Origin of the sequence: Actinomyces bouchesdurhonensis, from assembly GCF_900128465.1 — a bacterium.
GTDB lineage: Bacteria > Actinomycetota > Actinomycetes > Actinomycetales > Actinomycetaceae > Pauljensenia > Pauljensenia bouchesdurhonensis.
Genome location: NZ_LT635866.1, coordinates 478,314 through 491,087 on the forward strand (window position 1 = coordinate 478,314; position 12,774 = coordinate 491,087).

A 12,774-nucleotide genomic window follows, 5' to 3' on the forward strand; every position below is an offset into this window, starting at 1 on the left:
GCCTCGGGATGCCGCTGACAGTATGCGAGCAAGCCCTTGACTTGGGAGGGCATGGGACGCAGGTGCACGAACACGATCGGGTGCGCAACGCCCGCCCCACCTGAACCGAGAACGCAGTGCGTACACGATCCTCGATGCCAGGTCGCATAGTCTCCAGTAAAACCGGCTCTTCATAATTGAGGGTGTAGTTGGGGTCTGAATCCTCCGGTTTCGAGGAGGCAGCGGGTGATGTAGTGGGTGAGGTTTCGGAATCCGAGGGCAGAGCCGCGTAAGTGTTCGAGGCGGCCGTTGATGGCTTCGGTGGGGCCATTGCTGGTGTGGGGGTGGTCGAAGTAGGCCAGGATGTCCCCGGCTCGACGTTTGAGTGTCCTGCCCAGTGTGATGATCTCTGTGAGGGAGCGTGGCACGTCCGCGTCGCTGAGACGGTCTATTTCGGCTTGCATCAGGGCCTTACCTGCACTCGTGTCGGGCGCCCGGTAGGCGTCGATAATGTTCTGGTAGACGCTCCAGGTGACCTCGAGGGCGACGTGCTCGTCGCCGGAAAACAGGCTCTTCATAGTTGAGTGTGGGTGGAGGCGTCTAGGCCTCCTGCGATGAGGAGCATTCGGAGTCTGTAGTTGGTGGGGTTGCGGTAGCCTCTGGCGGTGCGTCTGCCCAGCTCGATGATTCCGTTGATGGCTTCTGTTGGCCCGTTGCTGGCTCCGCCGGTGTCGAAGTAGGCGTCGAGTGCGTCCTTCCACTTGCGTAGGGTCCGCCCCTAGGCGAGCGATCTCGGGGATGGAACAGGCTGGTAGGCTCTCGATGAGACGAGCGGCCAGGCGTTGGCCTTGGGCGGGTGTGTCTTGATGGAAGACGTCTCGGACTTGCTGGGTGAGCAGGTAGGCGACTTCGACACTGATATGCGCCTCATCTGCCGTGAAGGCCTCACGGAGGCGTTCCTTTTGACGTGGGGTGAGCCTGCGTGTGTGAGGCGCGCAAAAGATTGCGGATCTGATAGAGGGGGTCACCTTTGCGCCCGCGGTGACCGGTCGTGTCTTGCTGGACGCGGCGACGCACCTCACCTGGAGCGTCGCCAGCGAGCTTGACGATATGGAAGGCGTCGAGGACGCTGGTGGCGTCTTGGAGTTGATCGTCGATGGCGTTCTTGTATCCCTGGAAGGGATCCAGCGTCGCGATCTGGATACCGGAGCGGAAGTCTTCGCCGCGCTCTTCGAGCCAGTTCTCATGCGCGGTGCCAGACCTTCCTGGGACCAGGTCTAGCAGGCGGGCCGTGGGGTGATCCTCCCCGCGTGTCAGGTCTACGATGCCGGTGAGCTCACGGGGCCCTCGTCGGCGTCGGTCCTGGTGATGCCATACGTGCTCATCAACCCCCAATACCTGCACGCCTGCGAACCGGGCGGGGTCATCAGATGCGGCTTGCAGGCACGGCTTGATGTGGGACCACACGGTGTTCCATGTGGTTGCCAGTTGTCGAGCCAGGCCAGCGATGGTGGCTCCCTCGAAACGCAACTGTCGGATCGCCCAGCGGATCGCCCGGGCGCCCAGACGCGCCCGGGGTGCGCACACCCGCTCGTCGTGTTCCAGGAATGTCACCGTCTGGCAGGCGTGTTCGCGGCATATCCAGCGTCGTTTATGCCACCGGATACGCGCCGGGACCCCGGCCCAGGGCGCGTCGATGACCTCCATGACCATGCGCCCGTGGCCTTGAGCAATCACCCCACAACCCGGGCAGCCCGCCAGCTGGTTGCACGACTCAACATCGAGCACCAGGGCCCCTGGGGTGCGAGTCACGCTCATCAGATGGAAGCCCTCCAAACCGACGAGCAGATCACACCGATCACAACGATCAAGCGACACGGAGCAGCAGCAGGTAGGGTGAGACATTGTCGAGGTCCTTTGAAGATCGCGGGGGTTGAAGTCCGCTCATCATCAAGGACCTCGACCTCTACCCGCAACCCCCGACCAACACCCGGTCACCCACACTCAACTCGGAAGAGCCGGAAAACAGGTCGAGTATCTGGTACTGCTGGCCTAGGGTGAGTAGGCAGGATCTGGTGTGGAGCATACGGCGGGCCTTGTACAGGGGATCTGTGGCGCGCCCGCGCCGATGGTGAAGTTCTTGCTGGATGCGTCTGCGGCATTCATCGAGAGCATCTCCGGCCAGGTGCACGACGTGGAAGGGGTCCATGACCGCGGTTGCGTCTGGGAGTTCTTCGGCGGCGGCGCTTTTGAACCCGGTGAATCCATCCATCGCGACAATCTCAATGCGCTCGCGCCACGTGGCAGGCTGGGAGGCCAGCCAGGTTTTGAAGACCTGCTTGGAGCGGCCCGGGACCATATCCAACAGCCGGGAGGGACCGCTGCGATCATGGACGGGCGTCAAGTCCAAGATGACGGTGACGTATTTGTCGCCGTATGGGGTGTGGCGCCACACGTGTTCATCCACGCCAATGACGCGCACGCCTTCGAACCGGGTCGGGTCGTTGATCAGAGAGCGCTCTCCTTCGGCCAGGACAGCAGTGTTAGCGGTATTCCAGGACACGCCCAAGGCCTGGGCAACGCGCGCCACCGTCAAATGGTGGACGACCAGCCCAGTGAGCGCCCAGCGCACCGCCGCCCGTGAGAGCTTCGCGCGCGGATCGGCCGCTTGGCTCATGTNATGCGCCAAGCGCCTGACCACCGTGTCACGCGCCTCGCCCTGGCACCCGCAACGTCGACACCACCGGTCCTCACCAGTAATACGGCACGCCAACACTGCATGGTCTGGCCAAATGCGCTGGCCCGTCACTTCCAGGCCCAGGTCATCCAGGCGCGTGAACGCGCTCAGGTCGGGGCGATCAAAGATAGTATTGGGCATGTCGAGGTCTTTCGGATGGACGGTGTCGGAACCCCCATCATCGGAAGACCTCGACCCCTACCCGGCCACGACACGCCCAACCCCACCCAACACCCCTACACCCTCAATTATGAAGAGCCGTAAAACCGTGCAGCGCACGTCCCTCTTGCCCAACAGGGTGACGGTATCAGCCATGACGATGCGTCTCCATGGGGCAAGGGCAATGCGGATCACTCAACAATCACAGTGAAGACATCACGGACCACGATCGCCATGCAAGCCACGCCAAGTGGCCAAATACAACGAAGGCCGCGACGCCGCGAGGCCTTCACGCCCCGATAGCATGCGTCCGATCAGCCGCCCGTCCACTTCTTCCAACCGTCGGACCAATGGGTCGATAACATATCCTTAGCGCCTTCCTCAATTCGCTGTTGCACGTCGAGCGGCACGAGTTCTTCGTAGGTAGCAGACACTCCCCACGCAACCAGCGACCCCGCGACGACCGGTGCGGCAGCAGCCGCGATCCCAGATACGGAGACAACCAGGGGAGCGGCGAACGAAGCAGCGACCGCTGAGGCGATAAGTCCCTCTGCTGCGGTCTTGACCGGGGTGTCGCTGGTGTACGCTTCTCCAAAACTCCACAGCGCACCGATCCCTTTTCCGAGCAGGCGCACTCCCCTCTTTGCGACTTTGGCGACACCACTCGCCGCTTCTGCTTCCTGCCCGATTTTGCTCTTGGACGCGGCCTTTTCAACCGCCTCCTCGGACGCCTCTTGCGCTCCTGCTCTCACTGCAGGATTTCCGGAGCGCTCCCTCACTTTCTCGCGGACCGCTTCGAGGGCTTTTGCGCGTTTGCTTGCAACCGGACCATCAATCTTATAATCGGCATACTGAATCAGCGTGTCCATCGTATAGTCGGTACTGACTTGTTCGGCAGCATTAATCATCAATTCACAGAATCTATCGAGGTAATTGGAGGACTCTGCGTCTGAACACCACGGATCAATATAGTCAACGACCGCTTTGGCGATTTTACTACGCGCTTTGTTCGCATCAGCACTGCATGACGCATAGTGGTCGCTTAACTGTTTCTGCCGCGCAAGATCACTATTCTGGTCTTGCGCGGAGCCCACGCACTGGGTACGTTCCACCGTCGGAGGCAAGCCCGGCTGCGCGATCTGAAAGTCAGGGTGAATGATATACCAATCTACGACGGTGAGACCCGCTCGTCGAGCCTCGCCGCGAATACGGCTCATCTCCTGCTCACTCCAGCGAAGCTGATTCGCATAACTGCGCACGCCCTCGGCACTTTTACGACAAAACCGCTGAAACTCGAAAGCCAGATCGCGGAAACGATACCCAAAGTCGTTGTAGGCCTGGCCCGTTTCCCCTTCCCATGCGCCAACACTCGCCTGATACGCATAGTCGTCCCAATCATAAGCGGCATACATCGCCGAAGCGAGTTTCTCCAAGGCATCCGCGCACGAATCCACCGATGCTCGGTCTTCCACCAATTTGGTATCAATATAGGTGGGACTCTCAGTCTCTTGATTCACCATGTCGCAAACCTCTTCTGCAATGCACGGAAACGAGATGCACAATTCATATCATTCCCGTTGGCCTCGTCCATGAAGTCGCTAGTGATGTCCGCAGCTTGTTGACTGATCCATATAATGGAATCACGTCCGCACGTCATTGTGAGCGCCAGTTCACTAATTTTTTCGGTTGCGTCCCCCGCATCGATAGAAGACACATCAATCTCAGTGAGTCCCACGAATTCTCCTTCGACCTGTGAATAGCGTCGGATGATCTCACGCAAAGCTTGTTCATCAACACGAAAATTACCCCGCGTCACAATGCACCGTCCACGCCCGCCATGACATTTGAATCATCAACGGCAGCATCGAAATAGATAACGTCGTACGGCATAGCGGACTCAAAGTCGGACAGGCGCTCAACGGGATACACAGCCCACGCCTGTTCCTCACCCAGCCGATCGTACAAGCGGTCCAGTGCGGTATAAACCAGCAGAGCAGTACGACCGTCGGACAGGCGGTAGAACTGGATCATGGTCCCTGCGCTCGTGTCACGCGTCTGAATGGGCAGATAGACGTAGGGAGGGATGATCATTCCCCCAGGACCACGATAGCGATCAGCATCGCTCATTCTTCAGCACTCCTTCACGAGAGAGACATAGCTCACCTAACTTAACAGCTGGTCATACTTTCTGCAAGAGACTCGGATTGTTTTCCGTTCCTGCAAACAAGGTCCCCGACCTCGTCCATTCACGAGGCCGGGGACCAGTATGCGCGAAACCAGGCGTTAGCTGACGGTTATCTCGACCCCCCTGCTCTGGACGAGGTTCGACAGGGAGTCAACGAACTGGGCGATGATCTTGCGGTTGCGACCGTTCTGCATGAGGTTCGGCATGCCCTTCGTCGTGCAGGTGACCTCGACGACGACGCCCTGTTCGCTCGGGACGAAGCCGACAACGATGCGCTCACCGTATGAGGTGAAGGTGAGGGGCGTCTCGAAAGTGACGAAACGGGAGTTCATGTCGGCGCCCGTCAGGGTCGCCTTCTTGACCATCGGAACGGCTGCCATCGCCGCCTGGAACAGCTGCTCGTATGGGACAGCATACTGGAATGCTTGTCGTGTTGAACTCCAACCCATGAGTGTCTCCTTATGAACGTGGTTGACGTGTCGCCCACTGCGCGAGGCTCACGCGCGTTCCCTTGAACAAGGGAGCGCCCTCACGCACGAATGAGCGCTCCTCAGTATAGCGCCGTGCGCGCATGGCCCCTTCCAGCTGGCCCAAAGTACCCAATCGCCTATTCGCGTCGCTGTTATCAGCCGACCCACCTATTCCCGCATGTGCCGCAAGCAACCCCACCTGTACAGACACGCGCGCAGTACCTCCGTACCGTTAGAGGAGAATCCCATCCGAAAGGGGAACCATGACCGTCGAAGCAATCATCGTCCTCGGAATCGCCGCTGTGTGCTGCATCCTCCTGACCAACAGATTCAACCTGATCGGCCCGGTACTCCTCATCGCAGCGGGCGCGGGGGCCTCGTTCATCCCGGGCGTTTCCGAGGCTTCGCTCTCCCCCACGATCGTCCTGACGATCTTCCTCCCATTCCTCCTGTACTGGGAATCCCTGTCGGTCTCGCTCGTGCGCATGAAGCGGGCACTGCGCGGCATCATCCTGTCCGCAACCGTCCTCGTCATTATCACCGCGGGCATTATCGCGGGCGTCGGCGTCGCCCTCGGGCTTTCCCTCGGTGCTGCACTCCTTATCGGAGCCTGCCTGGGGCCCACCGACGCGACGGCGGTCGCGTCTCTCGGCAAGGGCATCGCTCCCGCAGGCCGCACGATCCTCCAATCCGAATCCCTCCTCAACGACGGAACCGCCCTGGCGATCTTCGCGATCGCCCTCAGCATCGCGGACAACGGCCAGAGCGTCACGACATCGAACGTGATCACCCAGTTCGTGCTGTCCATCGGAGCGGGCGCGGGGACGGGCCTGCTCTGGGGCCTGACCTTCACGACGCTCCTGCCCCGCATCATCCGCATCGACAACGATCCCCTCCTGGCCGTCCTGTGCACGATCATCTCGCCTTTCGTCGCATACTTCGCCGCCGAGGAACTCCACGGCTCAGGTGTCCTCGCCGTCGTCACCGCTGGCGTCTTCGCCTCGTGGCGAGGCCTCGGCACCGACACGGTGCGCCTGCGGGCCTTCGGCCGCCCCTTCTGGACCGTCACGACCTTCCTGCTCAACACCATCCTCTTCCTCATGGTGGGCGTCTCGTTGCCGGGCATCATCTCCTCCATGCCGCAGGCAACGCTCACCCGCGCTCTCATCCTCATCCCCGCGATCTATGTCGCGATGGTCCTTGCCCGCTTCGTCGGGCACCACTCGATCATTTTCGCGATCCGTGCACTCGATCGTCGCCCGCAGCAGCGCGAGCGACGTACGGACTTCCGTAGCCGCCTCGTCACGACGGTCGCGGGCTTCCGCGGCGCCATCTCCCTGGCAATGGCGGTGTCTATCCCTCTGGCTTTCGGCGACAGCGTTTACGAGGAGCGCGACATCATCATCCTCGTCGTCGCAGGAGTCACGTTGCTCTCCCTCATCATCCAGGGCATCGCACTGCCTGTCGTGGTGCGCTGGGCCGCCCAGGCTCCCACGCCCTTCCTCGAGATGAATGCGCGGGCCGAGGCCGGGGAAACACAGGTTGTGGGCGCCACTGTGCGCGACCTTATCGAAGAGATCGACTCACTCGCCAGCAGCGTGGACGTCACAGACGCAGACACGATCGAGCGCGTGCGCGCAGACTACCTCCAGCGCATGCACAACCTGATGATGAGCGGTGATTTCAAGGAATACAGAGCCTACGCTCCCGACGAGCTGCGCCTACGCCTCGCCTGCTTGTCCTTCCTGCGCAACGCAGCTTTCGAGCAGCGCCGCGCCGGCAACATTGACGACTCCAGCTTCGAGTACATTCGCGATAGCCTCGACATAGAAACCCGCCACATCGAGGGGCCCCTCGAAGTCGAGTAGTCCCGCCAACGCGGGCACCACGGGCAAGTCATAGAAAGAGTGAGTGCCCGGACGGTTCATCCGTCCGGGCACTCACCGCGTCATGGATGTTGTTCTCGATCCCGTCAGGAACGCGGCTCGTAGGGGCCAACCGCGACGGACGCGATGTTCTGACACACTCCCAAGGAGAGGAGGAGACTGGTCGACCCGCCGCCATTCGCGTCCGCGATGTCAACTCGGTCGGTATTTTCGGCTGTACAACCGTCGACGCCATCCACAGACTCCGCTGTGAGCGTCACTCCGACTTGCCCACCCTGAGGGATCGTGTACACATTGCCGGGATCCTCACCGTCACGCACTGCCTCCGACACCGTGGCACCACCAGAAGCGAAGGACACCTGCGGGAAGCCACTAATCCAGCACGGAGTCCCCTCGTTCGTGAACGTCAGCTCCACGTACGTGGTCGTACCGATCTGCTGATTGCTAGAGACGACGGGCTGCAGGTTCGTCAAATCACAGCGCGCCTCGTTATCGCTCACGTCCACGTCGGGCGCCTGATTCCCCCTATCAGTGGACGTACTCTGGGCCGCCTCACCGCTCTGCCCGGCCTCCCCGCTCTGCGTAGGCACCGCGCTAGAGGAAGCCGAAGCACCCGGCGTCGCAGGCGAGGACGTCGCCCCCGACTCAGGCTGCCCGCCCTTCGGGGAGCAGGCGCCGACGCCCAGGACGAGGGCGGACAGTGCGGTCACGGCAAGGAAGCGTCGCGTGTTCATCATGCGACCATCCTATGAAAGCGACGCGGGGGCGCTCTTCGCCACGCCGGTCGTTACGAACTGGTGACAAGCGGCGCCCGCCACGCGAGCGGCAGGCCACCCCGGCCTCGTCGATTCCCGATCCGCTGGCGCAGGCGAGGAACGACACCCTCCCGCGACCACTCAGCTGCCGGAAACCGGCTCAATCTTGACGGGCGCGACGTCCATCTCCTCGAAAGACACCAGGCGGTCCTTGCGCACCAGGTGGTATCCCCACCACACGAGGCCGAAGAGAGGCAACCCAATGTAAGAGGACGCGACCTCCCAGACCTGGCCGTGAATTACCGCCTCGTAGTTCTGCCCCGCCATGACCACCAGGCACATGATGAACGCGATGATCGGACCCACCGGGTAGAACGGTGACCGGTACGGCAAATCTTCTAAGCGGTAACCCTGAAGCCAGTACGCGCGACGGAATCGAAGATGACTGACCGCGATCCCAAGCCACATGATGATGCCCGAAATGCCAACAATATTGACCAACCAAATATAGGCATCGTTAAAAACCAGCTGCGTGAGGAAGCCCAACGCCGCCGTCACCGTCGTCACCGCCATCGCATAACCGGGCACTCCGCCCTTCGTGACACGCGCGAAGATGGCGGGCGCCTGTCCCTTGAGTGCCATCGAGTGCAACATTCGCGAGGCCGCATACAGGCCCGAGTTCCCCGCCGACAGGATCGACGTGAGGATGACGGCGTTCATGACGGCCGCCGCCGCGCCGATCCCCATACGCGCGAACACGAGAGTGAAGGGAGACTGCGCCACGTTGTTCGCGCTGTCGTCGGCGGCGCTGAGCAGGCTCGGATCCGTGTAGGGCAGAAGCGTTCCGATCACCGCGATCGCGCCAATGTAGAAGAACATGATGCGCCAAAACACCGTGCGGATCGAGCGCGGCACGTCCCGGCGCGGATTCTCCGACTCGCCAGCGGCCACGCCGACCAGCTCGGTCCCCTGGAATGAGAAGCCCGCGATCATGAAGACAGCGATCACCCCGACAAAACCGTTATGGAAGGGAGCATCGCCGGTTGTCCAATTCGACAGGCCCGGGGAGTTCGTCCCCATGACGCCCGCGATCATGAAGATCCCGGAGACCACAAAGACGACGACGATGACGACCTTTATGGCGGCCAACCAGAACTCGGCCTCACCGTAGACACGCGCCGACAGGGCGTTGAGGCCGACGACAATCACCAGGAACACGACGGCCCAAATCCACGAGGGCACGGACGGGAACCAGTAAGCCATCACCAGACCGGACGCCACCAGGTCCGCGGCCACCGTCACCGCCCAGTTAAACCAGTAGTTCCACCCCATGGCGAATCCGAACGACGGGGAGATGAACTTCGTGGCAAAAGTCTGGAAGGAGCCAGCGACCGGCTGGTGGGCGCTCATCTCGCCCAGGGACTGCATGAGGAGCAGCACCATGAGGCCGATCGCCGCGTAAGCGAGGAGGGCGCCGCCCGGGCCGGCGTTCGCGACCGTCGCACCGGAAGCCAAGAACAGGCCAGTGCCGATCGCACCACCGATGGCAATCATCTGCATGTGGCGCGACGCCAAGCCTCGCTTGAGCTGTGTGTTGGAGCGCTGACGGACGTCGTTAGCAATGTCATCGGGAGTGGGGGTGTCCATGAAGCGGTTCCTCATCTGTCGATTGTTCCCCCCAATAGTAGTCCCAAAATCTTATGTCATGGTTGGAACGTTCTTTCCTTGATCTTTACGAGGCCGTGGATGGGTCCCGCATGTCAGCTGCAGACGGGCGCTACATCACCGCGGAATCTCAACACTTTTTGCGAAACGTACGACGTTGAAGCGCCGGTATCGCTTGTCGTTTCTTCGCTCCCTAATGTTCCTTATCCGGCGCACCCGCATCCGGGCGAGATGAGCGGAACACTTCACGGCCTCGCACATGGTCTGCGCCCGCACCGCGCACGGTCGCTACACTGTAACCCTCACCGCGACAACGAAGGAGGACACTTATGACGCACTCACTCGTCAGCATCGGCTGGATGCTGCTCGCTCTCGTTCTGTCGGCTGCCATCGGCCTCGAGCGTCAGATTCGTGGCAAGAGCGCGGGCATCCGCACCCAGGCCATTGTCGGCATGACCGCGTGCCTCATGATGCTGATCTCCAAGTACGGCTTCTCAGACATCCTCGTCGACGGCATCACCCGCTACGATCCGTCCCGCGTCGCCTCCCAGATCGTCTCCGGCATCGGCTTCCTCGGAGCCGGCATCATCCTGACCCGCCACGGCGCCATTCGCGGCCTGACGACGGCCGCAACGATCTGGGAAACCGCTGCAATCGGCATGGCGTGCGGTGCGGGCCTGTGGTTGCTCGCCATTGCAGGCACCGCCTTGCACTTCATCGTCATCGCTTTACTGACCCCGCTTGTTCAGTTCATTCTCATGCGCACCCACGGCCACAAGGTCACGCTCAGCGTCCATTACACGCCGGGACATGGGGTTTTATCCACGCTCCTCACGCAGGTGAGCGCTCTCGGATGGTCGGTATCCGGCGTCTCTACACGCACCGATTCCGCTCGTCACTCCTCCACAGCCAGGTTCACTGCATCGACGCGGCAGGACCTTTCGCGCTCAATGCTTGTCACTACTCTCGCGGACCTTGATGGTGTTGCCGGCGTCGACGCCACAGACGACGACGACGAGTAAAACACAAGAGAAGGAGGGACTCGCGGTTTCATCCGCGAACCCCTCCTTCATGCCCTCAGGCTCTCAGCGCATCACGCTTGAGGACCGAAAGGGTTGTTCAAGGGTTGACCGCCCTGCTGGGGCTGGCCGTACTGGCCCTGCTGGGGCTGACCGTACTGGCCCTGCTGGGGCTGACCGTACTGGCCCTGCTGGGGCTGACCGTACTGGCCCTGCTGGGGCTGACCGTACTGGCCCTGCTGGGGCTGACCGTACTGACCCTGCTGGGGCTGACCGTACTGACCCTGCTGGGGCTGACCGTACTGACCCTGCTGCTGGCCCATCTGAACGCCGGCGAACGCGCCGCCAAAGGCATTCGGATTGTTGATCGGCGCGACCGCGCCGGACTTCAGTTCCATGAGCAGGAAGCCGCCCGCAACGCCGAGCGCGATGGAGAACAACGCCAGCATGTAGGCGCCGAAGCCCGCGTTAAGGTAGTGATCAGTAGCCGCGCGAATGAACTGGACAACACCAAGCAACGCCATCACAAGCGCGCCGATGCCCGCCGAGAGGTACGCCCACTTCTGGTTCGTGAACCAGTAAGCGACCCCCAGGCCGACGACAGCCATCAGCATGATGAGGTGGAATGCCGAATAGCCGCCCATCCAGCCGAACATCGACACGCTGCCATAGGAGCTACTGAGGTAAGGCAGGAGCATCGAGAAGAAGATCAGCACCGCCGACGCCGCGATACCGATGAGCGAGTAGGTCGCGCGAACGGAACGTCCGCTCACCTTACCGCTTTCGTTGGCGACTGCTCTCTGGAATTGATTGAACGCCGAATTGGCGGCAGCGCCGAGCTGCTGAGTAGCGGCGTTGAACTGCTGGCCAGCACTCTGTCCGGGCTGACCGTACTGCTGGCCCTGCGGGGCGCCGTACTGGGGCTGACCTTGCGGGGCGCCGTACTGGGGCTGGCCCTGCGGGGCGCCGTACTGGGGCTGGCCCTGCGGGGCGCCGTACTGGGGCTGGCCCTGCGGGGCCGTCTCGGTGGCAGCGTGTTGCTCAGCGAGTCCTGCGGTGCCCTTGTCGCTAGTGTCCTCGTTAATCGAGCGTTCGACTTCCTCATTCGAAGTGGCGACCGTGTCGTTCGTGGGTTGCTCGACCGGTGCCGCAGCCTCGGAAGATTCCCCGGCTGCGGGCTGTTGCGCGGCAACCGTGGCTTCAGCGGCGGGCGCCTGGGCGGGGACGACCCCGTGCTGGGCCAGCCACTCCCCCAGCGCCGGGTACAGCGACGGGTGGGTTGCGACGTAGGGGCGCAGGTCAGGACGCGCGGCTGTGATGTCCGCGAGGTCCTGCGCAGTCAGCGCCGGATTGCTCATGTCAGCAGCGGTAAGCTGCGACGGATCGATGGTGCTCATCTGTATTCCTCTCGCACCCGAAAGTGCACTTCCTGATGGCGAACAGCCCATACTATCGCGCAGTGGCGTCGCCGCGTCAAGACATTCGCGGACTATCGGTCACGAACGTGGTGCTTAAGTTCCGGGTTTAGGGGCTCTTCGCATTTTGGGGTGTGGGGGGTGGTGTTGGCATGGGGTCGGGGCCTGCCCGATGATTGAGGTTGCAACACTTCAAACGCTGGGAGGCCCCGACATGTCTAATGCTACCTTTTCTGCTCCGGATATGACGATTTANCTCACACCGGGTCGGGTCGTTGATCAGTAGACGCTGGCCTTCGGCCAGGACAGCGGTGTTGGCGGTATTCCAGGACACGCCTAGGGCCTGGGCGATGCGCGCCACCGTCAAATGGTGGACGACCAGCCCAGTGAGCGCCCAGCGCACCGCCGCCCGTGAGAGCTTGGCGCGCGGATCGGCCGCTTGGCTCATGTCTTGGCGCCACACGTGAGCACACGTCTCGCACCGGTAGCGGCGCACGCTCACAT

9 protein-coding genes and 4 pseudogenes are annotated in these 12,774 nt (G+C 61.9%); 2 read left to right on the top strand and 11 right to left on the bottom strand.

The window, feature by feature from the left end; all coding sequences use genetic code 11:
• Positions 1–170: 170 nt before the first annotated feature.
• The 7 genes and pseudogenes from BQ7477_RS11435 to BQ7477_RS04680 all read right to left on the bottom strand — a co-directional run.
• Positions 171–560: pseudogene (locus BQ7477_RS11435) on the bottom strand (transposase); the annotation flags it as partial.
• Positions 554–1,884, bottom strand: a pseudogene (locus BQ7477_RS04650) (ISL3 family transposase). The pseudogenes BQ7477_RS11435 and BQ7477_RS04650, both read right to left, overlap by 7 nt.
• Before the next feature lie 94 nt (positions 1,885–1,978).
• Positions 1,979–2,857, bottom strand: a pseudogene (locus tag BQ7477_RS04655) (ISL3 family transposase); the annotation flags it as partial.
• A gap of 332 nt (positions 2,858–3,189) precedes the next feature.
• Positions 3,190–4,395 (bottom strand): hypothetical protein, encoded by a 1,206-nt coding sequence (locus BQ7477_RS04665; protein ID WP_073982978.1) that lies wholly within the window; start codon positions 4,393–4,395, stop codon positions 3,190–3,192.
• Complete coding sequence (locus tag BQ7477_RS04670) at positions 4,389–4,610, bottom strand: hypothetical protein (RefSeq protein ID WP_073982979.1); 222 nt, start codon at positions 4,608–4,610, stop codon at positions 4,389–4,391. The genes BQ7477_RS04665 and BQ7477_RS04670 overlap by 7 nt, the downstream gene beginning before the upstream one ends.
• A 77-nt stretch (positions 4,611–4,687) precedes the next feature.
• A complete protein-coding gene (locus BQ7477_RS04675; protein ID WP_084795656.1) occupies positions 4,688–5,002 on the bottom strand; it encodes an SAV_915 family protein in 315 nt (104 codons plus the stop codon).
• A gap of 156 nt (positions 5,003–5,158) precedes the next feature.
• Complete coding sequence (locus BQ7477_RS04680; protein ID WP_073982980.1) at positions 5,159–5,509, bottom strand: hypothetical protein; 351 nt, start codon at positions 5,507–5,509, stop codon at positions 5,159–5,161.
• A gap of 284 nt (positions 5,510–5,793) precedes the next feature.
• Here BQ7477_RS04680 and BQ7477_RS04685 point away from each other — a divergent pair, with 284 nt between their 5' ends.
• A complete protein-coding gene (locus tag BQ7477_RS04685) occupies positions 5,794–7,398 on the top strand; it encodes a cation:proton antiporter (protein WP_073982981.1) in 1,605 nt (534 codons plus the stop codon).
• Between the two features lie 104 nt (positions 7,399–7,502).
• Here the strand turns inward: BQ7477_RS04685 and BQ7477_RS04690 are convergent, their stop codons facing one another.
• Positions 7,503–8,153, bottom strand: a complete 651-nt coding sequence (locus tag BQ7477_RS04690) for a DUF4232 domain-containing protein (RefSeq protein ID WP_073982982.1) — start codon at positions 8,151–8,153, stop codon at positions 7,503–7,505.
• A gap of 159 nt (positions 8,154–8,312) precedes the next feature.
• Positions 8,313–9,818, bottom strand: a complete 1,506-nt coding sequence (locus BQ7477_RS04695; RefSeq protein WP_073982983.1) for an amino acid permease — start codon at positions 9,816–9,818, stop codon at positions 8,313–8,315.
• 347 nt (positions 9,819–10,165) lie between these two features.
• Between BQ7477_RS04695 and BQ7477_RS04700 the strand changes: the two genes are divergently transcribed.
• The gene (locus BQ7477_RS04700) at positions 10,166–10,858 is read left to right on the top strand and encodes an MgtC/SapB family protein (RefSeq protein ID WP_073982984.1); all 693 of its coding nucleotides are present in this window, start codon (positions 10,166–10,168) and stop codon (positions 10,856–10,858) included.
• Positions 10,859–10,929: 71 nt separating this feature from the next.
• On the opposite strand, the gene BQ7477_RS12040 is transcribed toward BQ7477_RS04700, so the two are convergent.
• On the bottom strand, positions 10,930–12,252 hold the full coding sequence (locus BQ7477_RS12040; RefSeq protein ID WP_073982985.1) for a proline-rich domain-containing protein: 1,323 nt from the start codon (positions 12,250–12,252) through the stop codon (positions 10,930–10,932).
• 280 nt (positions 12,253–12,532) lie between these two features.
• Positions 12,533–12,774, bottom strand: a pseudogene (locus BQ7477_RS04710) (ISL3 family transposase); the annotation flags it as partial.

Excerpts from the sequence above, each read along its gene's own strand:
- BQ7477_RS04685 (WP_073982981.1), top strand. The coding sequence starts at position 5,794 with ATGACCGTCGAAGCAATCATCGTCCTCGGAATCGCCGCTGTGTGCTGC.
- BQ7477_RS04680 (WP_073982980.1), bottom strand. The coding sequence starts at position 5,509 with ATGGGTTGGAGTTCAACACGACAAGCATTCCAGTATGCTGTCCCATAC.
- BQ7477_RS12040 (WP_073982985.1), bottom strand. The coding sequence starts at position 12,252 with ATGAGCACCATCGATCCGTCGCAGCTTACCGCTGCTGACATGAGCAAT.
- BQ7477_RS04695 (WP_073982983.1), bottom strand. The coding sequence starts at position 9,818 with ATGGACACCCCCACTCCCGATGACATTGCTAACGACGTCCGTCAGCGC.
- BQ7477_RS04675 (WP_084795656.1), bottom strand. The coding sequence starts at position 5,002 with ATGAGCGATGCTGATCGCTATCGTGGTCCTGGGGGAATGATCATCCCT.
- BQ7477_RS04690 (WP_073982982.1), bottom strand. The coding sequence starts at position 8,153 with ATGATGAACACGCGACGCTTCCTTGCCGTGACCGCACTGTCCGCCCTC.
- BQ7477_RS04665 (WP_073982978.1), bottom strand. The coding sequence starts at position 4,395 with ATGGTGAATCAAGAGACTGAGAGTCCCACCTATATTGATACCAAATTG.
- BQ7477_RS04700 (WP_073982984.1), top strand. The coding sequence starts at position 10,166 with ATGACGCACTCACTCGTCAGCATCGGCTGGATGCTGCTCGCTCTCGTT.